Source organism: Pseudoxanthomonas fibrivorans, assembly GCF_041464125.1.
Classification (GTDB): Bacteria; Pseudomonadota; Gammaproteobacteria; order Xanthomonadales; family Xanthomonadaceae; genus Pseudoxanthomonas.
The window spans coordinates 986,914-1,009,843 of sequence record NZ_JBGNUG010000001.1; the positions used below are offsets into that span (position 1 = coordinate 986,914).

Below are 22,930 nucleotides of genomic sequence, written 5' to 3' on the forward strand. Positions count from 1 at the left end.
TCAGCGGTAAGGTCCCGGCCCGCGCCAGACCAGCTCGCCGCGGTGGTACACGTACATCACCGTGATCACCTGGCGGGCGTCGCGGATCTTCTCCATCTCCGGATCGTTCGGGTCGAGCAGCCGGCACTTGCTCGACTCGCGCTTGAGCGCGACCTCGGCCGGGCAGACCATCAGGTAGCGGGTGCCGGGCAGCGGGATCGACAGCTCCTCCAGTCCCTGCGCCATCCACAGCCGCAGCCGCTCCTCGGCCAGCAGGTCGTAGATGATCTGGTAGCCGCCGACCTGCATGTTCGGCTCGCCGGCGGCCATGTCGCGTTCGTTGCCGTCCTGGTTGGACGGCCCGCGCGAGCGCCCATCGTCGTGGGACACGTCCTCGTCCAGCATCCCGGGCGGGCGCCCGGTCCAGGTCTCCGGCCGGCGCTGGGCCGGGGCCGGCGAGCTGCTGGCCGGCGCCTGCGCGCGGGACTCCGCCGGCGGCGCCTCGTTCTGCCGCGACTCGGGCTCCGGCTCGCCAGGCGGTTCGACGAAGGTCGCTTCCATCACCGGCTTGCGCGGTTCGGCGCGCTGGCGGGCCACCGCCGGGGACGGCGGAGTCGCCTGGGCCGGCGACGGACGCGGCGACACCGGCGCCGGCGTGGCCTCCCCGGCCGGCTCGCCGACGAAGTTGACCCGCATCCGGCCGCTGCTGGAGGTGCCCTGCGGGGTGGTCACGATGGGCTTGGACGACCACAGCAGGACCAGCAGGAACAGCAGGTGCAGCGCCGCGCTGAGCAGCGCGGCGATCCAGGGCTGGAGACGGTGGATCCGGGGGTCGGCGGCAGCGTCCGGGCGAGGGGCGGAATCGCTCATGCCACCGGGGGACGGTCGTGGATGCGGGGCCGCATGGGCGGGCGTCGGGAATGCGGCGGGGGTGGCGCATCGTACCCGTTCAGCGGCCGCCGGGGAGCCGCCCTGCCCCGGTGCCACCCGGGGCGGTCCGGTCGGCGAAGCCCGTCACGGCCGCCTAACGGTGAAGGCCATGTGATGGAGCCCCGCCATCGAGGATTGCCGACATGATCCATGCAACACGGATGTTGATCGCCCCCGTCCTGGCCGCCTTCCTGCTCGCCGCATGCGATCGCACGCCGGCCCCGGCCGCTTCTGCCGATGCGCCACCCAGCGCCCCGGGGGCGGCGCTGGCGCCGGAGGAAGCCCGCGCCATCGCCCGCGACGCCTACGTGTACGGCTTCCCGATCGTCGACAGCTACCGCATCCAGTACGCCTACGCGGTCAACAAGGACGACCCGGAATACAAGGGCGACTGGAACACCGTGCACAACACCGCACGCGTCTATACCCCGGCCGACAAGGCGATCCAGACGCCCAACTCGGACACGCCCTATTCGTTCGTGTCCTATGACCTGCGGGCCGAGCCGCTGGTGTTCATCGTTCCCAAGGTCGACAAGGACCGGTATTTCTCGCTGCAGTTCATCGACGTCTACACCCATGACTTCGCCTACGTCGGCAGCCGCGCCACCGGCAACGACGGCGGGGCGTTCCTGCTCGCCGGCCCCGGCTGGGAGGGCGCGACGCCGCCGGGGATCACCTCGGTGATCCGCAGCGAGACCGAGCTGGGCCTGGTGCTCTACCGCACCCAGCTGTTCTCGCCGGACGACCTGGAGAACGTGAAGAAGATCCAGGCCGGCTACCAGGTCAAGCCGCTGTCGGCGTTCCTCGGCCAGCCGGCACCGCCGGCGCCGTCCCCGATCGATTTCGTGAGGCCGCTCACCGCCGAGCAGGAACGGACCGCGCCGGAGTTCTTCGAGGTGCTCGACTTCGTCCTGCAGTACGCGCCCACGCACCCGTCGGAAACCGCGCTGATGGAACGCTTCGCCAGGTTGGGCATCGGCGCGGGCGGCAGCTATCGCGCGGCGGACCTGTCGCCCGAGCTGCTGCAGGCGGTCAAGGACGGGATGGCCGATGCCTGGAAGGAGCATGACGCGCTGAAGCTGCGGCTGGCGCAGGGCGAGCTCGACAGCGGCGACCTGTTCGGCACCCGCGAGTTCCTCAAGAACGACTACCTCAAGCGCATGCTGGCCGCGTCGGCCGGGATCTACGGCAACGCCCGCGAGGAGGCGATGTACCCGGGCCTGGTGCAGGACAGCCAGGGCCAGCCGCTGGATGGCCGCCACCGCTACGTGGTGCGCTTCGCCCCGGGGCAGCTGCCACCGGCCAATGCGTTCTGGTCGGTGACGATGTACGAGCTGCCCGCGAGCCTGCTGGTCGACAACCCGATCGACCGCTACCTGGTCAACTCGTCGATGCTGCCCTCCCTGAAGAAGGACCCGGATGGCGGGCTGACCCTGCACGTCCAGCACGAGTCCCCCGGCGAGACGCTGGAATCGAACTGGCTGCCGGCGCCGGCCGGACCGTTCCAGATGGCCATGCGCCTGTACTGGCCCAAGCCGGAGGCGCTCGACGGCACCTGGAAGGCGCCCGTGGTCGAGAAGGTCGACTGACCGCCGGCCACCTGGCCACCCGCGCGGGCGCCCGTGCGTCCGCGCCCTGCTCCCGCCGGCACGGCCGGCACTCTTCGACAAGGAACCGGACATGCACATGCCGTCGTCGAACCGCCTTTCCCCGAAGTCCGCCTGCCTGGCCGCGCTGATCCCGCTGCTGGTCGCCGCGTGCAACCGCTCCGAGCCTGCCGCCGACCCCGCTCCCGCCGCGGCCTCGCCCGCGGCCGCCGAAGCATCCCCCGCGCCTGCCGCCGCTCCCGCCGCCACGGCCTCGCCGACGCTGCCGCTGCCACCGCCGCGGACCACCGCCGACGGCGCGCAGCTGGTCGATGCCGACAACATCGTCCGCGCCGAGACCGACGTGGCGTTCGCCGGCATGGTCACCCAGGGCACCCTGGGCACGTTCACGCACAACCGCGGGATGACCCCGCTCGACCAGCAGACCGTCCTGCGCCAGAACCGCGACACGCTGTACTCGGGCGCGGTGTTCGACCTGGACGCCGGACCGGTGACGATCACGCTGCCCGACGCCGGGACCCGCTTCATGTCGATGCAGGTCTTCGACCAGGACCAGTACACCCACCAGGTCGGCTACCGGCCCGGCGCCTATACCCTGCGGCGCGAGGACATCGGCACGCGCTACGCGGCGGCGGCCGTGCGCATCCTCGCCAACCCGTCCGACCCGGCCGACCTGCAGGCCGTGCACGCGCTGCAGGACCAGATCCAGGTCAGCCAGCCCGGCGGCCCGGGCACGTTCGAGGTGCCGCGCTGGGACATGGCCAGCCTCGGCAAGCTGCGCGACGCCTTCGCCGTGCTCGGCGACAGCCTGCCGGACAAGAACCGCATGTTCGGCAGCAAGGCCGAGGTCGATCCGGTGCGGCGCGTGATCGGCGCGGTGACTGCCTGGGGCGGCAACCCGGAGAAGGACGCGACCTACCTCAACTTCACCCCGGCCAGGAACGACGGACGCACCGTGCATACGCTGACGGTGAAGGACGTGCCGGTGGACGGCTTCTGGTCGGTCACCGTGTACGACGCCAAGGGCTACTTCCAGCGCAACGAGCTGGACGCCTATTCGGTCAACAACCTCACCGCGACGAAGGCCGACGACGGCTCGGTCACCGTGCAGTTCGGCGGCTGCGACGGCAAGGTGCCCAACTGCCTGCCGGTCACCCCGGGCTGGAACTACCTGGTGCGCCTGTACCGCCCCCGCGCCGAAATCCTCGACGGCACCTGGAAGTTCCCCGAGCCGCAGGCCAGGGGCTGACATCCGACCGACCGCGCCCGCGACCGGCATCCGCCGGTCGCGGCGCGCCGGCGGGCTCATTCCGGCGTGCGCAGCTGGCGCAGGAAGAACCGCGCCGGCCAGTGCCGCACCCACGCCGGCAGCGTCCAGTACAGGCGCGGCGCCCAGTGGCGGAAACGCCGCCAGCGGCGCTCGTCGGCGGCCGTCCACGGCAGGTCGAACATCTTCCGCAGGTGCGGCGGCAGCAGGGCGCGGGTGACGAACGCCTGCAGCGGCAGCGCCGGCCGCAGGTACCAGGGCGCGCCGGCGGCCAGCACCGACGCGAAATACGCGCGCACTTCCGCGTCCACGTGCAGGTGCCGCTGGCGCGCGTCCCACCACGCGTCGAACGCATCGGCCGTCGGCGGCCACTGCGCGTCGTCCACCTGCAGCGTGCGGCCGAACGCCCAGGCCTCGCGGTACAGCGACTCGCGGCTGGCCTCCGGCACCGGGCCGACGAACAGTTCGTACATCTGCACGCCGCCGCGGTACAGCGTGGCCGCGACCCACAGCTGCAGGTCGCGGTCGAACGCGCTGTAACCCTCGCCGCGGACCGGCGCGTGCGCGCGGTTCACGTGGCGGGCGATGGCCGCGCGGTCGGCATCGGTGCCCAGCGACACCGCGTAGACGTAGGCCATGGTCGCGCGCAGGCGCGACAGAGGCCGGCGGATCGTCTCGCTGTGCCGGGCCACGCCGCGGCCCACGCCGGGATCGGCCAGCTGCCAGGCGACCGCGGCGCCGGCGCCGAAGTAGATGTAGGACTCGAGGTTGATGTCGGCCAGGCGGACGCGCGCGGGGTCTGGGGTCGGCATGGCGCCACCCTAGCCCGGCCGGTGTCGGCGGGCTGTCACAGCCGTCGCCGGCATGAGGACGGCCCGCGTGCATTGCCGCGCCCGCCCTCGCTCGCGATGCACCGCCGCGGCGACGTCCCGGCGTGGGGCCAATGGCCAATTGAAGCTCCCCCGGCTGCGCGCAAGGCTGGACCATCGTGCGCCGATGCGCCCGCCGCACCACCACCGCTCCGCGCACCCCGGCGCCGGGGCCCGGGAGAGCCGCCATGCATGCCGTCGAATCCGGGCCCGCCCATCCCGCCAGCGCCGATCCGGCGCTGGCGCCGCTGCTCGAACTCGACGCGCGCCTGGCGAAGATCGGCGGCAGGATCCGCATCCTTTCCGGGCTGGCCTGGCCGGTGGAGATGGAAGCGCGCTTCCTCGAGCGCTGGCGCGCCGGCCAGCCCGAGATGCCACGGCCGCCGACGCAGGCGGAGGACCACGCGACCACGATCGAAGCGCTGGACGACATCATGCGCCGCATCGACCGTGGCCATCCCATCGGCGACTGGCTGTACAAGACCGCCTGGAGCTACCGGGTCGCCGCGCTGATGCTGTCCAGCATCGGCACGCCGCGCTTCACCGAATGCTCGGCCCTGCTCTACGGCCATCCGACCACGCACTACCGCTCGCAGGACACCACCATCGCGCAGTCGGCCGCGCACATGCTCGCGATCACCGACCAGCTGATCGACGCGCGCTACGTCCCCGAGGTGCCCTACGACATCCCCGCGCCGCTGTTCGCCGACCGCCTGCGCGCGCGGATCGAACCGTTCTTCGGCGACGACCCGGTCAAGGTCACGCTCGACCCGCAGCTCGCCTCGAAGGCCGCCGCCGGCAGCAAGGCGATCCGCATCCGCGCCGACGCGCTGTTCTCCGAGCTGGACCTGGACCAGCTGGTCGAGCACGAGGCCTTCATCCATTCGCTGACCATGCTCAACGGCAAGCGCCAGCCGTGGCTGCGCTGCCTGGGCACCGGCTCGCCACGCACCACCCGCACCCAGGAAGGGCTGGCGACCTTCGCCGAGATCATCACCGGGGCGATGGACATCAACCGCCTGCGGCGGCTGGCGCTGCGCGTGCTGCGCCTGCAGGAGGCGCTGGAAGGCGCCGACTTCATCGAGGTGTTCCGCGCCTTCCTCGCCGCCGGGCAGTCGGAGGTGGACGCCTACCGCAGCGCCGCGCGCATCTTCCGCGGCGGCGACGTCCATGGCCGGGTCTGCTTCACCAAGGACGGCGCCTACGTCGAAGGCCTGCTGCTGGTGACCGCCTTCATCAAGCGCGCCCTGCACGAGAACCGCGGCGACACCCTGCGCCTGCTGTTCTGCGGCCGGGTCGCGCTGGGCGACCTGGTGACGCTGGCCGCGTACCGCGACAGCGGCCTGATCGCCGCACCCCACTACGTGCCGCCGTGGGCCCGGCACCTGGAGCGCGTGCTGGCGACCCTGGCCTTCTCCACCGCCGCGCAGTCGCTGCGGCTGGATTCGTTCGAGCTGCAGCGCTTCACCGAATACGAGGACGAGGTGCTGGAGGCGGCGGACTGGTCGCGGCCGGCGGCCCCGTAGGCAGCGGCCCGCTGTATGCGTTGGCGGACCGCAGCGCGTTGGCCTAGCGGCCGAACAGCCGCCGGGCGTTGCCCGAACGGATCTTCGCCTTCTCCTCGTCGGTGAGGTCCAGCCGCTCCAGCGCCTGCACCGTCCGTGCCAGGCTGATCTGCGGATGGTCCGAGCCGATCAGGATCCGCTCGATGCCGACGTTGCGCAGGGTCCAGACGAACTCGGCCTCCAGCGGCGAACCCGGCGCCAGCAGCACCGTGCCGGAGATGTCGAAATGGATGTTCTCGGCGAAGAAGTCCTCGGCCGTGCGCGCCAGCGCCAGGATGTTCCAGAAGCGGAAATCCAGCCCGCCCATGTGGGCGAAGATGAAGCGCGTCTTCGGCGCGCGCACCGCCAGCTCGAACAGGGCCTGGCTGTCGCCGGCGACGATCCCGGCGTTGTCCAGCAGCACCACCATCCCCAGCTCGCCGGCGCGGCGCACCAGCGGCAGCACGCGCGCATCGCCAAGGTCGAAGCGCTGGGTGTGCGGATGCAGCTTGAGCACGCGCACGCCGGCGGCGGCGACCCGCGCCAGCTCGTCCAGCGCGGCCTGGTCGTCGTAGGGATGGACCGTGGCCACCGGCACCACCGACGGATGCGCGCGCGCCAGGGCGATGATCCCGTCGTTGCCGGCGCGGATCGCCGCCGGGTCGCCGGCGCGCGCCTGCTGCGGCCCGCCGAACCACATCGCCGCCACTCCGGCCAGCTCGAGGCCGGAGGCCGCCACCTCGCGCTCGTACGTCGCCAGCGACGCCTCGCCCTCGCGCAGGTGGACATGCGTGTCGAACACCGCCTGCCCGGCGGCTGGCGCGGCGACCACGAGCAACAGGCAAAGGGCGATGGATCGGAACATGCGCGGTCACCGGCAGGAGGCGGGCCGACAGTCTAGGTCATCGAGTCTGGCGGTCGTGCCCGGCGGAGCGCCGCTTCAGCGCGACCACGGCCGCAAGGGCGAGACGTGCCCGCAGGCCTCGCAGCGACGTCCGCCCTCGGCCGTGCCGTCGCGTGCCATCGAACGCGCATCGATCGTGGCGGTCCACGTCGCCGCGGCGCTGTATGCCGCCGCGCCGGCAGCGGTGACGCCCAGCACCAGCGCCCACGTCGGCACGGGCGGCGCCGCCACCGCCCACGCGGCTACGCCGGCGGCCAGCAGCAGTGCGCCCATGCCGATGGCGAAGAACGTGCCGGGTGCCGTGTCGGGAATGCGCATCTGGCCACCGCAGCCGCCGCACTTCATGGTGCCGGATCCACCTCGACCCACGGATCGCCGCGCTCGATCCGCGACCAGCGCCGCAGGCCGAAGCCGTACGCGCTCTGCACGTAGGGACCGCGCACGACCTGCGCGCGCGGCGCGCGGTGGCCGCTGCCGAGCAGCTGCACCAGGCTGGCGCAGTCGGCCTCGTCGGGCGCGTCCTTGCGCGAGAGCTGGTAGTCCACCACCGCGGCCGCTTCCTCCACCGAGGTGGCGTGCACCAGGAAACAGGTGTCCGGCCCGTTGCCTCCACCGGTCACCGGGTCGTCCGAGTCGTTGCCCCAGCGCACCACCTCGTACAGGTCCATCGGCCGCGCCTCGGCCTGGAACATCGCGTCCGGGCCGAGGATCCGCGGGGCCATCGACGGCCGCGCCTCTTCGGCCCGCAGGCGGGCGAAGCGCGCCTGCACGGAGCAGCCTTCGCCCTCGAACACCAGCGTGCGCAGGCCTGCGCCGGCGCGCACGACCAGCCGCCCCGGCAGCTGCCGCGCCCAGCCTTCGATGCGCACGTCCTCCACTTCCCAGGCGGCCAGCTGGACCCCGCTGGTGCCGGTGGCCTCGCGTCCGCGGCGGGCCGGCACCGGCGGTGCGAACGGCAGCGCGAAGCGCAGCCTCAGCAGCGGCCCGTCGCGCTCCAGCAGCACCTCGTGCAGGTCGATCGCGCCGGCATCGCGCCCGCCCTCGAGCAGGGGCCGGACCGCCTCCGGATTGTCCAGTGCATCGACCCAGCAACCACCCGCTTCAACCTCACCACCCATGCGTTTCCCCTGTCCGCGTGCCCGCCGTATCGTAAATCAGGCGACGACGGCCGATCGCGCCGCCTCAGCGCAGCACCTTCTCCAGCGCCTTGCCCTTGGCAAGCTCGTCGACCAGCTTGTCGAGGATGCGGATCTCGCGCATCAGCGGATCGTCCACGTCCTCCACGCGCACGCCGCAGACCACGCCGGTGACCCGGTCGCGGCGCGGGTTCAGGGCCGGCGCCTGGGCGAAGAAGCCGGCGAAGTCGACCCGTGCGGCGAGCTGCCGCTCCAGGTCCGGCTGCGCGTAGCCGGTGAGCCAGCGGATCACCGCGTCCACCTCCTCGCGCGTGCGGCCCTTGCGCTCGGCCTTCTGCACGTACATCGGATAGACCTGCGCGAACGCGGTCCCGAAGATCCTGTGTCCTGCCACGCCGTCCTCCGTGCCTCGGCCCGGCACGGTGCCGGACGTCCCGATGCTACGCCGCCGCACCCTTCGGGCGACGGGCGTGCCCGGCGCCGGCGCTGCGAAGCTGGGTCCGACCGGGATTCCTCCGGGCCACCACCGCACCGCCGCGGGTGTGGGCGTCATCCGGGCCTGCGCGGTCGAATCCCCGCTCGCGCCCCCTCCGACGCGCGGACGCCCGCTGGCTGTACCGGCGCCGCCCATCGGCCCGGCTGGCCGGGCCGGGACGGCGGATGGCCCCTACAATGGGCCTTCCCCAGTGCGAGACACCCATGGCCAAGCCCAATTATTCGTTCGAGAAGAAGCAGCGCGAACTCGCCAAGAAGAAGAAGCAGGACGAGAAGGACGCCAAGAAGCGCGCCAGCCGCGAGGCGGCCAAGCCCGCCGGCGGCGAGCCCGAAGCGCGCTGAGGCGCGCGTTGCCCGCGGGCGGCGCGCTCCCCTCCACCGCCCACGGTTCCGCTACAGCACGCCCTCGATCGGCATCGCCAGCGCTGCCGCCTCCGCCGCGCAGTCGCGGCCCGGGCGCTTCCCGGCCGCGCGGGCGCGGGCGAGGTCGGCGGCCGCCAGCTGCACGTCCTGGCGGTAGGTCGCATCGGACTGCAGCAGCGCGTAGGTGGCCGCGGCCACCACCCGTCCCTGCAGCACGTCGCTCTGCCAGTGCGCATTGCACACCAGCCGGCTTTCGCCGAACGCGCGGCCGCGCTGGAACAGCGCATCGGCGCGCGCCGGATCGACCTGCGCCAGCACCAGCGCCTGGGTCCAGCCGATGGCGGTGTGGCCGGACGGATACGAGCCGTCGGTGCGCAGCGCCGCCTCGTCCTTGGGCAGGCAGGTGTCCTCGCCGTGGACCACGAACGGCCGCGTGCGCCGGTACGTGTTCTTGGCCCCGTAGGTGGACAGGCCGCCGTCCACCAGGGTGCGCTTGAGCAGCCGCGCCAGGTCGGGCGTATCGGTGTCGTTGACCGGCACCCCGAGCGCGCAGCTGAACGTCTCCAGCGCGCTGGGCTTCATCAGTTCGGCGTCGACCGCGGCCACCTGCCAGCGCGGCGTGCCGCGCAGCCGGCGCGCGGCCGCGTGCACGGCCTCGTCGTTGGCCATCGCCGCGGTGCCCGGTGCCGGCGGCGGCGGCAGCAGCGCCAGGCTGTCCACGCCCTTGCCCGCGGCCAGGTAGCCGGCCATCACCCCGGGCCGGATCTCCGGGACCGGCGCCGTGCCGGCAGGCGCCGCCGGTGCCATCGGTGCGCCCGCCACGGGCGCCGATGACGCGCACCCGCCCAGTGCGGCCACCCCGGCCGCGAGGACCGCGGCGACCCACAACGTCCTGCCGTTCGTGCGATGCATGGCCTGCTCCACGGGGTCCGGTGCGGGCGAGGATAGCGCGGCCGGCGCCGGCCACGTGACGTCGCCACGGCGATGTCGATCCGGGCCCTGCCCGTCCGTCGTCCCCATGAACCCGCAGCACGACCGGAGACCGACATGCGCGTCATGGTGATCGCCAAGGCCACCGCCACCAGCGAGGAAGGCGTGCTGCCCACGCCCGAGGCGTTCGCGGCGATGGACCGCTATACCGACGAACTGGTCGCCGCCGGCATCCTGGTCGCCGGCGCCGGGCTCAAGCCCTCGCGCGAGGGCAAGCGGCTGGCCTACGACGGCCAGCGCTACCTGGTCACCGACGGCCCGTTCACCGAGACCCGCGAGCTGATCGCCGGCTTCTCCATCTGGGAGGTCAGGGACATGGACGAGGCCGTGGCCTGGGCGCAGCGCTGCCCGCCGGGCTCGTGCACCGGCGTGCTCGAACTGCGCCCGTTCCTGGAAGTGAAGGACCTGGCCGACCTGCCCAGCCCGGAAGAACGCGAAACCCCGCGCGACGGCGAGCGCGGCCGCCTGGGCGTCGCCTGAGCCTCGCACCGTCATCGACGCGCCATCGCGCGTTCGCCCTCCCCTAACCCACCGGGGTGTACGCAGGAGCCCCACCCGTCCATGAGCAAGGAGACCGCATGAAGATCGTGACCAGCCTGAGTTTCCGCGGCCAGTGCCGCGAAGCGTTCGAGTTCTACGCCAAGGTCCTGGGTGGCCGCCTCACCGCCGCCTTCCCCTACGGCGACGGCATGCCGGGCATGGAGATCACCGACCCCAAGCAGAAGGAATGGCTGATGCATGCCTGGCTGGAGGTCGGCGACCAGGCGCTGATGGGCGCGGACATGGATCTGGCCTGGGCGCCGAACATCGACAAGCCCAAGAACGGCTTCGACGTCACCCTGCACACCGACGACATCGGCCAGGCCCGGCGCTGGTTCGACGAACTGTCCGCCGGCGGCAAGGAGGTCATGCCGTTCGGCGAGACCTTCTGGTCCCCCGGCTACGGCTCGTTCATCGACCGCTTCGGCATCCCGTGGATGGTCAACACCAACGCCGGGCCGGACTGGAAGCCCTCGCAGGGCGCGTAGGCGATCGCTGCGTGATGAGGTGCGTCGCGCGTGCCGGTCACGCGCGACGCCGGTGGCGATGGACGCGGGCGCAGATGTATCGGACGACAGGGCACGGCATGCCCGCCCCAATGAGCCGCACGCGTCGAGGTGATCGCCTGCCCCAGGCGCGACGGAACATTGACCGCCGCCCGCTCGCCACGGCCCGGCTGAAACTCGCCATGGGCGCAGGGCTGGCGGTGCTGGCACCGCTGACCCAGGCCGGCGCCGCCGCGGCGGCGGCGCTGATGTGGTGGCCGGTGCCGTGAGCGCAGGCGCGCTCAGCGATGCCCGCCCGGCCCCACCCAGCCCTTGCCGTCCAGGAAGCGCTGCGCCTCCTCGCCGTAGACCTCGTACCCCGGGGCCAGGTGCGGCACCAGCAGCCGGATCCAGGCGCGGCTGGCGCTGCGGGTGTCGCGCGGGCAGACCGCGGCGCGGGCGGCGGTGAGGTCGCCGGCGGCGACCATGCCGGCGAAGCCCTCGGGGTCGGTGCCGTAGATCAGGCACTGCAGGTTGAAGAAGCGCTGCTCGCCCAGCGCGTGCTCGTCGGCGTAGGCGTCCAGGTCGTAGGCGCCGGTGCTGCGCGAGAGCATCCAGTTGGCGGCCAGGCGCAGGTTGCCGATCACCTGCTCCGGGGTCTCGTCCAGGCCGGCGAAGCGCAGCATCAGGATCGCCGCCAGCTGGTCCACCGCATCCTCCTGGCGACCCGTGACCGGCAGGTCGAGCAGGTCCACCAGCGCGTGGCCGGTCTCGTGCAGCACGATGAAGCGCACGTTGGCCCGCAGGTAGCGCAGCGGATGGTCGTCGCCCAGGCCCAGCGCCTGCTGGTGCGAGCGGCCCTGCTCGTAGAGCGTGCGCAGGGTCTCGTAGCACAGCACCACCTCGGTGTCCTCCGGGTGGTAGAACGCGCCGAACTCGCCGCACTCGGCGGTGACGAAGCGCAGCGGGCGCGGCAGCATGAACATGCCATCGATCGCCTGCACCTCCGGCAGCTGCCGCCACAGGTCGGCTTCGACGACGCGGCGGTAGATGTCCCTCAGCTCGCGCGACTGCGGCGGGGTGTAGGCGAACTGGAACGCCGGGCCGCCGGTGCGGGCGGTCTTGCTGGGCTGGACGACCGAGCGCGGGAGCGCCTGGGTGGCGTCCGGCGGCGATGCACCGCGCCCGTCGCGGGCCGCGGCGGGCGATGACGCGCTGGCGCAGCCGACAACGGCCATGGCCAGCGCGAAGATCAGGGCGTTGATGCGGGGTGCGGAAGCCATCGAACCACCGGGGCTGGACAGTCGCGCAAGCGTAGGTGAATCGCCCGTGGCGATCCACGCATTCCCCAGGGCCGTGCCGCGTCTGACGCCGTTACCGGGTGCGCCTACTTCCCGGCATCCCACACCCGCCCCGCCGCGGTGCCGCTGTTCTCCACCAGGAACACCTCGATCGCGAACACCTGATAGGTCGGGTCGTCGCTGGCGTCGAAGTTGTCCAGGTCGGGGAGCTTCCAGCCGCTGGCTTCCCAGGCTTTCACGTGGTCGGCGAAGATGATCTTGTGGTCGACGCCGAGCGGCATCTGTTCCTTGGGCCTGCTCCAGTACTGGTAGAACGTGGCGGTGTTGTTGATCGAGGGCTTCTGCGTGCGCACGGTGCGGTAGGTGGTGTACTCCACGCCGTTGCTGGTGAAGGTCACGCCCTGCTCGCCGCCCTGGCCCGGCTCGCGGGCCCAGCGCTGGACGATGTAGTACTCGACCAGGTGGGCCGGATCGGCCGGGTCCATCGTCTTGTCGTAGCCCCAGCCGTAGAGGGTGGCGTAGCTGGCGCCGGAATCCTCGTCGAGGCGGTAGCCGATCACGCGGTTGCGGTCGCCGCTTTCCCAGCCCGGGCCGCCGACGTAGTTGTAGTCGCCGCCGATCCAGTCGATCATGAAGTTCCCCTGCTCGTCCAGCTTGAACGAGGCTTCGCCGCCGTCCTTCCAGTGGGTGAAGAACACATCGCCCACGTGGCCGGTCGCATGGCCCTGGGTGAGCAGCGTCTGGCCGTCGAAGCGCTGGGTGTAGGCCTTGAACTTGCTGATCGGCGGCTTGGCGGGGAGCGCCGCCGCATGCGTCGCCGCGGCCTGGGGAGACGGCGCGTCCGCGGCCGGGGGCTTGGCGCAGCCGGCGATGCCGAGGATCAGCGCGGAGGTCAGGAGCGAGGTCGTGAGGCGGTAGTTCATGAGGGGGCGTCGCAAACCTTGGTTTTTTGCACGGGGAGGACGACCCTACCATCGACCACGGGAATGTTCACGCCCGACGAATGTCGTAAGCACCCCGCGCGGGAACGTGCACGCCGACCCCGTTCCCGCTGCGGCCGCTGTTTCCGCACGCCCTGGTTCCGCGCGCCGTCCTAGTCCAGGTCGGTCTGGATCCATCGCGGAGAGTGATGGATGTCGATCGTCTGCAGGCGGCCCGGCCCGAGGTTCTCGAAGCGGTGCGGCACGCCTGCCGGACCGAACACCGTCTCGCCCGCGCTCGCCTCGATCGTCGTCTCGCCGACGAAGAACCGGGCCCGCCCCTCGACCACGATGAAGGTCTCGTCATAGGGATGGACGTGCAAGCGCGGACCCGTGCCCGGCGTGTCGTTACCGTAGGCCAGCACGGTGACCGCGCCACCCACGGCGACACCCTCGATCGAACCGCGCCACGGCCCTTCGACGGCCGGATCGAACAGCGTCGCCTTCGCCGCCGGCCGTCCATCCGGGGGCACCGTGGCCGGGTCGAAATCGTTGCGGGCCATGCCCAGTCCTCCTGTGGGGTTCTCCACCGCAGACCCATCCACGATGGCCGTTGCATGCGAATGATAGCCAGCGGACGGCGAAGAGAAGGCCGATGCGTCGATAGCGCGATGAGGCGTCGGCCGGACCCAAGCGCAGGAACGGAATCGGGTCGGAAAGCGCATCCGACCCCGCCTCGTTTACCCCGCCCTGCGCGCCAGCACGGTGCGCCAGGCGCCGCCCCTGCCCTCCCGCGCCTCGTCCCATGCGACCGCGAAGCCGGCCTGCGCGAGGCGCGCATCCAAAGCCGCGGCGGTCCAGTGGACCACGCGGTAGTCGCCGGCCGCGCCGTGCTCCTCTGTGTCGCCCTCGCCTTCGGGATACATCAGCAGCAGCGCGCCGGACGCGTCCACCGCATCGGCCAGTCGACGCAGGACGGTGTCGAGCGCCGCGCGTTCGAAGTGCTGCAGCACGCAGAGCATCATCGCCCCGTCGTAGCGCGCGTCGATCGGATCCTCCAGCACGTCGAGCCGGTCGCAGCGCTTGCCTCGCTGCGCCTGGAACGCGCAGAACGCGACCGCCGCCTCGGTGCGATGGACCTCCACGCCCAATGCCTCCAGTGCGTCTGCATCCCATCCCGGTCCGGAGCCGATCTCCAGCACGCGCGCACCCGGTCCCACGACGCGGGCCAGCCGCTGCATGGCCTCCACACTCGCCGACGGCCGGCCGTCCACCGTGGCCACGTAGTCCTGCGCCGTCTGTTCGTACTCGGCCACGGCACGCCGGTTGTCGTCGTTCGACCCGGAAGGCATGGCGGGTTCTCCGGTGCGGCGGGTACCGGCGAGTATGCGCGCGTGAAGCGGGGTCAGCGGAACGTGCATTCCAACCAGGGCCTTGGTCACGGCGCCACGACGATGGTTGCCGCAAGGTCGACATCCCCCATCAGGAGCCGAGCCATGGCGTCGCGCGACATCCTCAAGACCCTCAAGACCGAACACGACCTGCTCCGCGCCCTGTTCGAGGAAATGGAATCCACCACGGACCGGGCCGAGAAACGGCGCACGGAACTGCTGGCCAGGATCGAGGCCAACCTGCTGCCGCACGCCAAGTGGGAAGAGACCGTGTTCTATCCCAGCTTCGCCGAGCGGGCGGACCGCGACGGCCTCAAGCTGCACGCCGAGGCGGTGGAAGAACATCGCGCGGTCGAGAAAACGATCATGCCCGACGTGCACGCCGCCGACATCACCTCGCCGCAGTTCGCCGGCCGGGTGAAGGTGTTCGGCGAGCTGATCGACCACCACGCCAAGGACGAGGAGACCGAGATGTTCGTCATGGCGCGCAAGTTGTTCACTCCGGCGGAGCTGGCCGAGCTCGACGAGGCCTACGAGGAATGGAAGGCGTCGGCCGCCTCGACCCTGGTGTCGGGCATGGCGGCACTCAAGACCGAAGCCGCTGCCACCGTGCGTAAGGTGACGCGCCGCGCGCAGTAAGGCCACCGTCTTGAAGGATGCCTCCCGGCCACACCCGGCGGGGAGGTATCCGGCATCCCCGGCGCATCCGCCCCGCCGCCGGCGTCACAGCGCCGGTGCACCCTTTCAATATCTCATCGACCGAAGCCGCGGCCCGGCACACCGGATTCCGATCCTCGCGTAAACGCGTATCTGGTCCCGGCTCCGGCCTCACGCCACCGGCGGCTCGGCCCTAACGTTCTGCTCGATATACGCCGCATGGTCCGGCATCCCCGCCACCGTGCCGGCAATGGCCTGGCGCAGGCGCGAGAAGTGGGTGAGCAGCGCCTGCTCGTCCACCTGCTGGACGAAGCGGTCCAGGCGTTCGGGGCGCAGGCCCAGGCCCAGGTAGAGCGACACCCATGACGGTTCCAGGAAGCTCTCCGGATCACTCACGACCACGTGCCCGGTGGCGCGGAACAGCTCGATCTGGTGCGCCAGCGTGTCGGGCACCTTCATGCTCCGGCAGTAGCGCCACAGTTCCGAGTCGTCGCGTTCGGTCAGGTGGTAGTGCAGCACGATGAAGTCGCGGATGGCCTGGTACTGGATCTCCTGCCGGCGGTTGAACTCGTCCGCCAGCGAGGGATGGAAGTCGCGGTCCGGGAAGTACTGCAGCAGCCGGCCCACGCCATCCATGATCAGGTGGATGCTGGTGGACTCCAGCGGCTCCAGGAAGCCGCCCGCCAGGCCCACGGCCACCACGTTCTTGACCCACGCGCGCTTGCGCCGGCCGGTCACGAAGCGCAGCGGCTTGGGCGTGCCCTGCGGCTTGCCCTCGAGGTTGGCCAGCAGCAATGCGCTGGCCTCGTCGTCGCCGATGGAATCGCTGTGGTAGACCAGGCCACTGCCGGTGCGGTGCTGCAGCGGGATCGTCCACTGCCAGCCCGGCGCATGCGCGGTCGAGCTGGTGTACGGCCGCAGCGGCGCGGTGCGTTCGCTGGACACCGCCAGCGCCCGGTCGCAGGGCAGCCAGTGGCGCCAGTCCTCGTAGCCGGCCTTGAGCGCACCCTCGATCAGCAGGCCGCGGAAGCCGGAGCAGTCGACGAACAGGTCGCCCTCGATGCGGCGCCCGTCGGCCAGGCGCACGGCGGAGACGAAGCCGTCCTCCGGCCGCAACTCGACATCCACGATCATGCCCAGCTCGCGCTGCACCCCGCGCGCCATCGCGTACTCGCGCAGGTAGCCGGCATACAGCCAGGCGTCGAACTGGTAGGCGAACGCGTAGGCGTTGTGGGCCGACTTCGGCCCGCCCTCCCGCGGCGGCGTGAACTTCATGTGCCGCGCCATCACGCTGGAGGTGGACCAGTCCTCGTAGTCCGGGAAGCCCGGATCACGCGCCTTCAGCCGCAGCCAGTGCCAGTAGGGCGAGCGCCCCTCGATCTCCGGGCCGAAGTCGCCGAACCCGTGGAAGAAGCGGTGGCCGATGCGGCCCCAGTTGCGGAACTCGATCCCCAGCTTGTAGGTGCCCTGCGTGCGCCGGGTGAACTCGGCCTCGTCCAGTCCCAGCGAGCGGTTGTACCAGCGGATGGGCGGAATGGTCGCCTCGCCGACCCCCACCGTGGCGATCTCCGGCGACTCCACCAGCACGATCTCGCAGCCCATCGGCCCCTGCCGCGGCAGCCGCTGCGACAACGGCGCCGCCGCCATCCAGCCGGCGGTGCCCCCGCCCACGATGACGATGCGGCGTATCGCTCGATCACTCATGCCTTGGCCCTCCCCGACCGTTGCATGGCACAGCTATGTTTCGGCGGAGGATAGCAGGCGGGATTCGTGCGGCGACGCGGGGGATTCCGGGTGGAAACAGCCTGTCTGCTCCGCAGGCCTTCCGCCCGCGCCACTCCCGCCGGGCACGTGCACCCTGCCCCCTGTTCCGGACCCGTGCAGTGCCAGGGACACTCCGCGCCGGTCGACGGCATGTCCCTGGCACCGGTCCTGCGCGTCGCTGCCGCCTGTGCTCCGACCAGGCGGCAGGGCTTCGGCTCAGGCGGCGGCCAGCTCGTCCAGGTTGCGGTACGACGCTTCCATGCCTTCGTCCATTCCGGAGGCAAGCATCGCCTCGCGCGCCTCGCTGGAAGGCAACGACATGACCACCTTCAGCACCGTGTGGTCGCCGTCCTTCTCGAAGGTGGTGGTCACGTGGTTGTCCGGGGTCGGGTCCGGAAGATGCATGCGTTCGACGTGCTTGATCTTGGTGTACGGGTCCAGCGCCACGTACTCGCCGGTCAGGTAGAACCCGCCGTGCTCGGCGTGCGCCCACTCGAACCGGATCTTCCCGCCCGGCCGGTTCTCGCTGATGCACACCGGCATCGTGTACCCGGGCGGGCCGAGCATCCACTTCCGGATCAGGTCGGCTTCGGTGTGGGCCCGGTACAGGAACTCGGGGCTCGCCTTAAACCTGCGGGTCACGACGACCTGGTTGTCGCCACGCGTTTCCAGCTTGAGTGTGTTCACTGGTTCTTCTCCATATCGGCCAATAGGGTGTCGAGACGTTGGTAGTTCAGTTCCATCGTGGCCTTCAACCTGGCGAGCCAGGCATCCAGGTTGCCGACGGCGCCCCGGTCCAGGTTGTAGATCCGCCGGGTGCCTTCATTGCGCTTGACGACGATCCCTCCTTCCAGAAGCACCTTCAGGTGATGGGAAATGGTTGGCTGGCTGAGCCCGAACGGCGCGGCCAGTTCGGACGCGCTGCGCTCGCCTTCGGCCAGCCGTTCGACGATGGCGCGGCGGGTGGGATCGGCCAGGGCCAGCAAGGCGTGGTTGAGGTCCATAATTAGATATTTGTCTATATTGACTTCAATCTATTTGATGGCCCGGCCGGCGTCAAGGCCTCCTGTCGCGACCCTGGCTGCCGGGTGGATGCCCGGCGACCGTGACCGCGCGGCCGGACGTGCCGGTACCGGCAATCCCCGCCGCTGACGGCGGGCGGCCCGCGCGGCCGCCGCGTCCGGGTTCAAGGCTCGATCCACCGAGCTCCAGACTCGGCGCACCGAGTCCAAGGCTCGGCCGATGGAGTCGGCGACTCGACACGCCGAGTCCGAGGCTCGGTCCGCCGAGTCCGGAACTCCACCCGCCGAGTCCAGGACTCCATCGACCGAGTTCGAAGCTCGGCGCGCCGAGTTCCGATCCTCACGCGCCGAGTCCAGAACTCGGCACGCCGAGTCCGGAACTCCATCGACCGAGTTCCGGACCCTGATGGTTGCAAAAGAAACGGCCGCGCGCGCCAGGGGGCGGGGCGGCCGTGGAAGGTGCAGCGAGGGGTGTGGCCCGGGTCGGGCTCCGCTGCACCCCGGCGCGGGGGAGAGGCAGCGCCGGCGGGGGAAATCGATGCAAACGGGTCAGGCGGCGCGGCTCAGGCCTCGGCCGGTTCAGCCTCCGCGCTGCTGCGGCGGGCCCAGCGGCTGGACAGCTCCTTGCGTAGGCCGTCCAGGCCCTGCTGCTTGCCCGACACCCGCAGCAGCGCGTAGCCCTCCAGCGCGGCGTCCATCACGTCGGCGCCCAACGCCATCTCGGTGTCGCGGCCGCGCTCGGCCAGGCGCTGCACCCGGTCCAGCAGCGGCGCCAGCTGGTCCAGCGCCTGCAGGTCGGCCTGCGCCTCGGCCAGCGCCAGCCCCGGCGGCACGATCTGCGGGTTCTGCGCTAGCACGCGCAGGGTCTGCCGGCAGAACACCTCCGACTTCTGCCCCATCTTGGTCAGCCGCCGGCGCTCGGCGATCGACAGCGACACCAGCCCGGCCAGGGCCTGCTCCAGCGCGGTGACGGCCTGCTCGGCCTGCGCCAGCTGCTCGTTGCTAATTTCCAGGGACACCAGGTTCTGCGACACGGCGGTTCTCCTTTTCCGGTGCGCCAGCCACCATGGCTGGACGGACGCAGGGTCAACGGAAAGGCGCCGCGGGCGTAGTCGGTACACGCCTCGCTGGCGTGTAGGAAGGGGCTGGGATTCGTGTAGGAATTTTCCTATTCGCAGGTAGGATAATAGCCGGGCCGGAGCGGGTTTCGCCTCCGCGGGGGAGTGGAGCGGAATGTTTGAGATTCCTTACGAGGCGGGCGCGCTCTATAGCCGCCAGTTGGACATCCACGCGCCATTTGGCGGTCAACAGCGCGGTGGCATCTCGACCCCTACTCGGGCGCCGATGGTTGTGATCTTCACCGGTGAGGCCGGTAAGACCCACGGGTATCACGACTACTGGGACGACTATGGAATCTTCCACTACTTTGGGGAAGGTCAGAGCGGCGACATGCGGATGGCAGGCGGCAATCGAGCCATCCTCAGGCACCAACAGGACGGTAAGCACCTCCTACTCTTCCAGATGATGGGCAAGAGTCGTCCGTATAGGTACCTCGGTGAGTTCGAATGCCTCAGCTATTACGAGAAGGAAGGCATCCTCGATACGAACGGCTCGCCGCGCAAAGCACTTGTTTTTCGATTGCAGCCGATCGCGGATATTGGGACCGCCATCTATGTCAATGATGGCGACAGCGATACCGGATTAGACAAGACGGTCAGCGCCCAAACGGTTGAGGTTCGCACCAAGCAAAGTCTCTTCCGGCGCAGACTGATCGGCGTAGAGAAGGAATGTCGAATCACCGGAATTCGAGACCTTCGGTTCGTCCGCGCCAGCCATATAAAACCTTGGTCCGCTTGCGCCACCGGAAACGAACGAACAGACGGACACAATGGCCTGCTACTCAGCCCCACAGCGGACCACCTGTTCGACTCTGGCTGGATATCGTTTGGTCACGACGGACGATTGCTGCGCACCGACGACTTGCCGAGCGAGGTACTGGATCGCCTCGGCTTGGACCTAACCAATGGACGCTCTGTTGGAAGCTTCAACGCTAAGCAGCTTCCGTACCTTGAATATCACCGTAACGCGATCTTCCAGAAGCGCTACAAGCAATCAAGTAATCCGCAGGAAGCAATCATCAAGGCGCTTGGACAGCTGCCTTAGCGCTTACGTGCCCGCGCCCCAGACTGACCCATGGCGCGCGAACAAAATCGCGCACTCGCGGCCCTGACGCTCACTCAGGAAGTGAATCTGACCCCCGTTAGCTGGCCTGCCCGTCGACTGGGACGGCGCGCTAGGCCAGAAGACCTCTCGCGGCTGCCGGACTCGGAGATCTCGTTCTCATTGCCCGTCAGCGTCGCCGGATGAGGGCCAAACACCTGCGCGCCTTCTCGATACTGCTCTTCGGAGAAAGAAACCAGCAGCCAAGAGAAAGAATGCAAGAATGAACGTGAGAGCGAACGTTTCCACGAAATAGCGCCCCAACGATTCGACCCTCCGTCCGCAAAAAGCACCGAGCAAAGTTGCTGCTTGCACGCCCGCATGCATAGTGGCACCCGCCAGGATGCATCGTCTCGCGCGCTCCTCTACGTTTAACCAAGGGGGCACTATAAGAGACGACATCGAAACAGCTAGACCGAAGACGGGCGCGGTTATCGCGAGAGCGGCAAGCACCAGCACACCCGTCGAGACCGAGGCCAACAGACCCGGGGATATCAGCAGCACAGCAAGCGTGCCGAAGCACAAGGTATCGATCACAACAGCGCCAGCAACAAGCGCTCTTGAGTTAGATAGCTTTAGTGCTTCACCCCACATGCGGCCTCCTTAGCATTCCTAGTCCTCACTAGCCCACTCAACTATCTGAAATGGCGCTTTGGCTGCGCCATGTTTCATCCTCCATAAGAAAGTGCACCTTGAACCCGGTTCGGCCCGGTCACTTTTGGCGCTGGAAGGATGCTCTACTCCAAGGAAAGCTTAGAGAATCGGGGCTTTGCCACTGCAGTGCCCATCGCATGATCCCAGTACTGGAGCACCCATCGAATCTTCTCCCGCACAGAAGACGACGAGATAGATCGGATGGATTCAGCCAACTCCATCACCCGGCTAGAAAGATTTCGGCCATTACGCGCAGCGTAATGAAAATAATCGACGAATACTGCACCGTCGTCTTCTAGTACGATCATATGAGAGAATCCAACGTCACCTGGGCTATAAAGATCAAGTATGTCTTGCGAGATTAAAATGCGTGGATACTTTGCACTTTCCGATTCGAGTCGATATGCCGATATCATCGCATCGGAGAACATGAAGCTTGCTTCCGAGTAGTGTTTGCCATACGCAATGCCACCACGGCATAACAGCCCTTTCTCAAACAGCATGACCTGCAGTTCCGCAACTACCTCTAGAAAAGGGCGTAACGACGACAGACTTATAGGCACACTCAAAACGATTGAATCAGAGAACTGGGTCAACTTGATGGGAAGCCCCGATTTACCCACCAAATCAATGATTGCCGCATGAACCTCATATAGGCGCTCTACAAATAACAGATCCCCATCGCCAGCTTCTGTATCGTGCTTAACCATCTCCGCAAAGCCGAGGACATCAATAAATGCAACGAAATGGTTTAAGAAGCTAATTGCCATGGGCTTATCTGTCACCGGCCAGCAACCCCTTCCAAGCGAGCTGCCAGCGCAGCAAAGGTCTGCTTATACTCGCGCATTCTCATCTGTGCATCCGTCCAAGTGCCGCCCTGCCAAGCCTGACCATTCTCTGTTGCATATGCTGTATCAGCCTGCTCAATGGCAAACACAGCCTTTCCCAGGCGCTGAGCCAGCGGAGCGAGGGTTCCGAAATCCGGAATTTCGGCAGCCAGGTAATCGTTAGGACAGGTAATCAGGGGGTGCCCGTTGCGCGAGAACGGAGCAAGTGCTGGTACCAGACACTGCTCAATCTTATCTGGAATTTTATCGATCCATAGCTGATACGCTTTCTTGGCCCTACCTCGATACCTCTTAAATGATTGAACAATCGCACCCAGAAATAGCGGCTTCCCCTCAGAGATAGGAAGACTGATACCCAGGTAATCGTCGTAGATGTCTTGATGCTCTCTAATCCACCGCGAGACGATGGATGAGACGGTGCCAATCGCTTGCACACTGAAGCGGTCAGGGGCAACGGGAACAAAGAAGCTGTCACACGCCAGAAAACACGACCTTGTCAATGCCCCCGAACTCGGCCCAACATCAATAAAGATGTAGTCGTAACCGCGCTCACGCTCCAATCTTCGAAGAAGATCCCCGAGAGCAACGTAGTTCCTGCGAAGATGCGTCTTGGTGGCAAACCGCTGGACATGCGCCTCTGCGAAGTCGTCTTCCAACTCAGACAGATCGACGCTACCCCGGATAATGTCTATGCCTGGACGAACTCCAACAACTTCTACAGACGCTGTATCGATCTGAGCTACTTCACCCTGTAGGCGCGGCTGAAGGATCTCTTTGAGAGTGTTTCCTGGCAATTCGTGCACAGCGCCACCCGCATCTGCAGCGGCTTCGTCTTGCCGCTCAATTAGATCCGCGAGAGCGATCTCAGTGATATTGCACTGCGGGTCGGCATCTACGAGCAGAACCCGCTTTCCCTGCCCAGCCAAATACCAGGCCAAGTTAAAAGTAGTGGTGGTTTTAGATACACCACCCTTGTGATTGTAGAGCGTAACGATCGCCATCTAATTCCTACCCCCTAGTATTTCCGCAAGATTTTCGGCGAAC

Annotated in this window: 26 protein-coding genes; 9 read left to right on the forward strand and 17 right to left on the reverse strand. The window is 68.7% G+C overall.

Going from position 1 to position 22,930, the window contains the following annotated elements:
• Nucleotides 1-849, reverse strand: a complete 849-nt coding sequence (locus ACA089_RS04690) for a hypothetical protein (RefSeq protein ID WP_372013832.1) — start codon at nucleotides 847-849, stop codon at nucleotides 1-3.
• 221 nt (nucleotides 850-1,070) lie between these two features.
• On the opposite strand from ACA089_RS04690, the gene ACA089_RS04695 reads away from it, so the two are divergent.
• Both ACA089_RS04695 and ACA089_RS04700 read left to right on the forward strand, forming a co-directional pair.
• Nucleotides 1,071-2,498, forward strand: a complete 1,428-nt coding sequence (locus ACA089_RS04695; protein WP_372013833.1) for a DUF1254 domain-containing protein — start codon at nucleotides 1,071-1,073, stop codon at nucleotides 2,496-2,498.
• Nucleotides 2,499-2,589: 91 nt separating this feature from the next.
• A complete protein-coding gene (locus tag ACA089_RS04700) occupies nucleotides 2,590-3,765 on the forward strand; it encodes a DUF1254 domain-containing protein (RefSeq protein WP_372013836.1) in 1,176 nt (391 codons plus the stop codon).
• 56 nt (nucleotides 3,766-3,821) lie between these two features.
• On the opposite strand, the gene ACA089_RS04705 is transcribed toward ACA089_RS04700, so the two are convergent.
• A complete protein-coding gene (locus ACA089_RS04705) occupies nucleotides 3,822-4,595 on the reverse strand; it encodes an oxygenase MpaB family protein (RefSeq protein ID WP_372013839.1) in 774 nt (257 codons plus the stop codon).
• A gap of 245 nt (nucleotides 4,596-4,840) precedes the next feature.
• On the opposite strand from ACA089_RS04705, the gene ACA089_RS04710 reads away from it, so the two are divergent.
• Nucleotides 4,841-6,178 (forward strand): tyrosine/phenylalanine carboxypeptidase domain-containing protein, encoded by a 1,338-nt coding sequence (locus ACA089_RS04710; protein ID WP_372013843.1) that lies wholly within the window; start codon nucleotides 4,841-4,843, stop codon nucleotides 6,176-6,178.
• Nucleotides 6,179-6,221: 43 nt separating this feature from the next.
• Here the strand turns inward: ACA089_RS04710 and ACA089_RS04715 are convergent, their stop codons facing one another.
• The 4 genes from ACA089_RS04715 to ACA089_RS04730 all read right to left on the reverse strand — a co-directional run bounded on the left by ACA089_RS04715 (nucleotide 6,222) and on the right by ACA089_RS04730 (nucleotide 8,630).
• The gene (locus tag ACA089_RS04715) at nucleotides 6,222-7,061 is read right to left on the reverse strand and encodes an amidohydrolase family protein (RefSeq protein ID WP_372013846.1); all 840 of its coding nucleotides are present in this window, start codon (nucleotides 7,059-7,061) and stop codon (nucleotides 6,222-6,224) included.
• 75 nt (nucleotides 7,062-7,136) lie between these two features.
• Nucleotides 7,137-7,418, reverse strand: coding sequence for a hypothetical protein (locus ACA089_RS04720; protein ID WP_372013849.1), 282 nt, complete (start codon nucleotides 7,416-7,418; stop codon nucleotides 7,137-7,139).
• A 23-nt stretch (nucleotides 7,419-7,441) separates the two neighbouring features.
• Nucleotides 7,442-8,218: a hypothetical protein gene (locus ACA089_RS04725; RefSeq protein WP_372013851.1), complete on the reverse strand. Its 777-nt coding sequence runs from the start codon at nucleotides 8,216-8,218 to the stop codon at nucleotides 7,442-7,444.
• A gap of 64 nt (nucleotides 8,219-8,282) precedes the next feature.
• Nucleotides 8,283-8,630 (reverse strand): DUF2200 domain-containing protein, encoded by a 348-nt coding sequence (locus ACA089_RS04730; RefSeq protein WP_372013854.1) that lies wholly within the window; start codon nucleotides 8,628-8,630, stop codon nucleotides 8,283-8,285.
• Nucleotides 8,631-8,935: 305 nt separating this feature from the next.
• On the opposite strand from ACA089_RS04730, the gene ACA089_RS04735 reads away from it, so the two are divergent.
• The gene (locus ACA089_RS04735) at nucleotides 8,936-9,073 is read left to right on the forward strand and encodes a hypothetical protein (protein ID WP_372013856.1); all 138 of its coding nucleotides are present in this window, start codon (nucleotides 8,936-8,938) and stop codon (nucleotides 9,071-9,073) included.
• A gap of 51 nt (nucleotides 9,074-9,124) precedes the next feature.
• Here ACA089_RS04735 and ACA089_RS04740 read toward each other — a convergent pair whose 3' ends face one another.
• Nucleotides 9,125-10,006 (reverse strand): acid phosphatase, encoded by an 882-nt coding sequence (locus ACA089_RS04740; RefSeq protein ID WP_372013860.1) that lies wholly within the window; start codon nucleotides 10,004-10,006, stop codon nucleotides 9,125-9,127.
• A gap of 135 nt (nucleotides 10,007-10,141) precedes the next feature.
• Here ACA089_RS04740 and ACA089_RS04745 point away from each other — a divergent pair, with 135 nt between their 5' ends.
• From ACA089_RS04745 to ACA089_RS04755, 3 genes are all read left to right on the forward strand, one after another.
• On the forward strand, nucleotides 10,142-10,564 hold the full coding sequence (locus ACA089_RS04745) for a YciI family protein (RefSeq protein ID WP_372013863.1): 423 nt from the start codon (nucleotides 10,142-10,144) through the stop codon (nucleotides 10,562-10,564).
• A gap of 98 nt (nucleotides 10,565-10,662) precedes the next feature.
• Complete coding sequence (locus tag ACA089_RS04750; RefSeq protein WP_372013866.1) at nucleotides 10,663-11,112, forward strand: VOC family protein; 450 nt, start codon at nucleotides 10,663-10,665, stop codon at nucleotides 11,110-11,112.
• A gap of 110 nt (nucleotides 11,113-11,222) precedes the next feature.
• A complete protein-coding gene (locus tag ACA089_RS04755) occupies nucleotides 11,223-11,399 on the forward strand; it encodes a hypothetical protein (protein ID WP_372013869.1) in 177 nt (58 codons plus the stop codon).
• A 12-nt stretch (nucleotides 11,400-11,411) separates the two neighbouring features.
• Here the strand turns inward: ACA089_RS04755 and ACA089_RS04760 are convergent, their stop codons facing one another.
• The 4 genes from ACA089_RS04760 to ACA089_RS04775 all read right to left on the reverse strand — a co-directional run bounded on the left by ACA089_RS04760 (nucleotide 11,412) and on the right by ACA089_RS04775 (nucleotide 14,682).
• Complete coding sequence (locus ACA089_RS04760; RefSeq protein ID WP_372013871.1) at nucleotides 11,412-12,392, reverse strand: DUF4344 domain-containing metallopeptidase; 981 nt, start codon at nucleotides 12,390-12,392, stop codon at nucleotides 11,412-11,414.
• Nucleotides 12,393-12,496: 104 nt separating this feature from the next.
• Entirely contained in the window at nucleotides 12,497-13,333 is an 837-nt protein-coding gene (locus tag ACA089_RS04765; RefSeq protein ID WP_372013874.1) for a glycoside hydrolase family 11 protein, read from the reverse strand.
• Nucleotides 13,334-13,503: 170 nt separating this feature from the next.
• Complete coding sequence (locus tag ACA089_RS04770; protein ID WP_372013877.1) at nucleotides 13,504-13,893, reverse strand: cupin domain-containing protein; 390 nt, start codon at nucleotides 13,891-13,893, stop codon at nucleotides 13,504-13,506.
• Nucleotides 13,894-14,070: 177 nt separating this feature from the next.
• The gene (locus ACA089_RS04775; protein WP_372013880.1) at nucleotides 14,071-14,682 is read right to left on the reverse strand and encodes a class I SAM-dependent methyltransferase; all 612 of its coding nucleotides are present in this window, start codon (nucleotides 14,680-14,682) and stop codon (nucleotides 14,071-14,073) included.
• 144 nt (nucleotides 14,683-14,826) lie between these two features.
• On the opposite strand from ACA089_RS04775, the gene ACA089_RS04780 reads away from it, so the two are divergent.
• Complete coding sequence (locus ACA089_RS04780; RefSeq protein WP_372013884.1) at nucleotides 14,827-15,360, forward strand: hemerythrin domain-containing protein; 534 nt, start codon at nucleotides 14,827-14,829, stop codon at nucleotides 15,358-15,360.
• A 189-nt stretch (nucleotides 15,361-15,549) separates the two neighbouring features.
• On the opposite strand, the gene ACA089_RS04785 is transcribed toward ACA089_RS04780, so the two are convergent.
• The 4 genes from ACA089_RS04785 to ACA089_RS04800 form a co-directional block, all read right to left on the reverse strand.
• Nucleotides 15,550-17,082 (reverse strand): tryptophan halogenase family protein, encoded by a 1,533-nt coding sequence (locus tag ACA089_RS04785; RefSeq protein ID WP_372013887.1) that lies wholly within the window; start codon nucleotides 17,080-17,082, stop codon nucleotides 15,550-15,552.
• A 276-nt stretch (nucleotides 17,083-17,358) separates the two neighbouring features.
• The gene (locus ACA089_RS04790) at nucleotides 17,359-17,829 is read right to left on the reverse strand and encodes an SRPBCC domain-containing protein (protein ID WP_372013890.1); all 471 of its coding nucleotides are present in this window, start codon (nucleotides 17,827-17,829) and stop codon (nucleotides 17,359-17,361) included.
• A complete protein-coding gene (locus ACA089_RS04795; RefSeq protein WP_372013892.1) occupies nucleotides 17,826-18,146 on the reverse strand; it encodes an ArsR/SmtB family transcription factor in 321 nt (106 codons plus the stop codon). The genes ACA089_RS04790 and ACA089_RS04795 overlap by 4 nt, the downstream gene beginning before the upstream one ends.
• Nucleotides 18,147-18,727: 581 nt before the next feature.
• On the reverse strand, nucleotides 18,728-19,198 hold the full coding sequence (locus ACA089_RS04800; RefSeq protein ID WP_372013895.1) for a hypothetical protein: 471 nt from the start codon (nucleotides 19,196-19,198) through the stop codon (nucleotides 18,728-18,730).
• Nucleotides 19,199-19,397: 199 nt separating this feature from the next.
• Between ACA089_RS04800 and ACA089_RS04805 the strand changes: the two genes are divergently transcribed.
• Complete coding sequence (locus ACA089_RS04805) at nucleotides 19,398-20,327, forward strand: HNH endonuclease (RefSeq protein WP_372013898.1); 930 nt, start codon at nucleotides 19,398-19,400, stop codon at nucleotides 20,325-20,327.
• 794 nt (nucleotides 20,328-21,121) lie between these two features.
• Here the strand turns inward: ACA089_RS04805 and ACA089_RS04810 are convergent.
• Together ACA089_RS04810 and ACA089_RS04815 are read right to left on the reverse strand one after the other, a co-directional pair.
• Nucleotides 21,122-21,808 carry a hypothetical protein gene (locus tag ACA089_RS04810; protein WP_372013901.1) on the reverse strand — a complete coding sequence of 229 codons (687 nt, stop codon included), beginning with the start codon at nucleotides 21,806-21,808 and terminating at the stop codon, nucleotides 21,122-21,124.
• 11 nt (nucleotides 21,809-21,819) lie between these two features.
• Nucleotides 21,820-22,887: a ParA family protein gene (locus ACA089_RS04815; protein WP_372013904.1), complete on the reverse strand. Its 1,068-nt coding sequence runs from the start codon at nucleotides 22,885-22,887 to the stop codon at nucleotides 21,820-21,822.
• Between the last annotated feature and the right edge of the window lie 43 nt (nucleotides 22,888-22,930).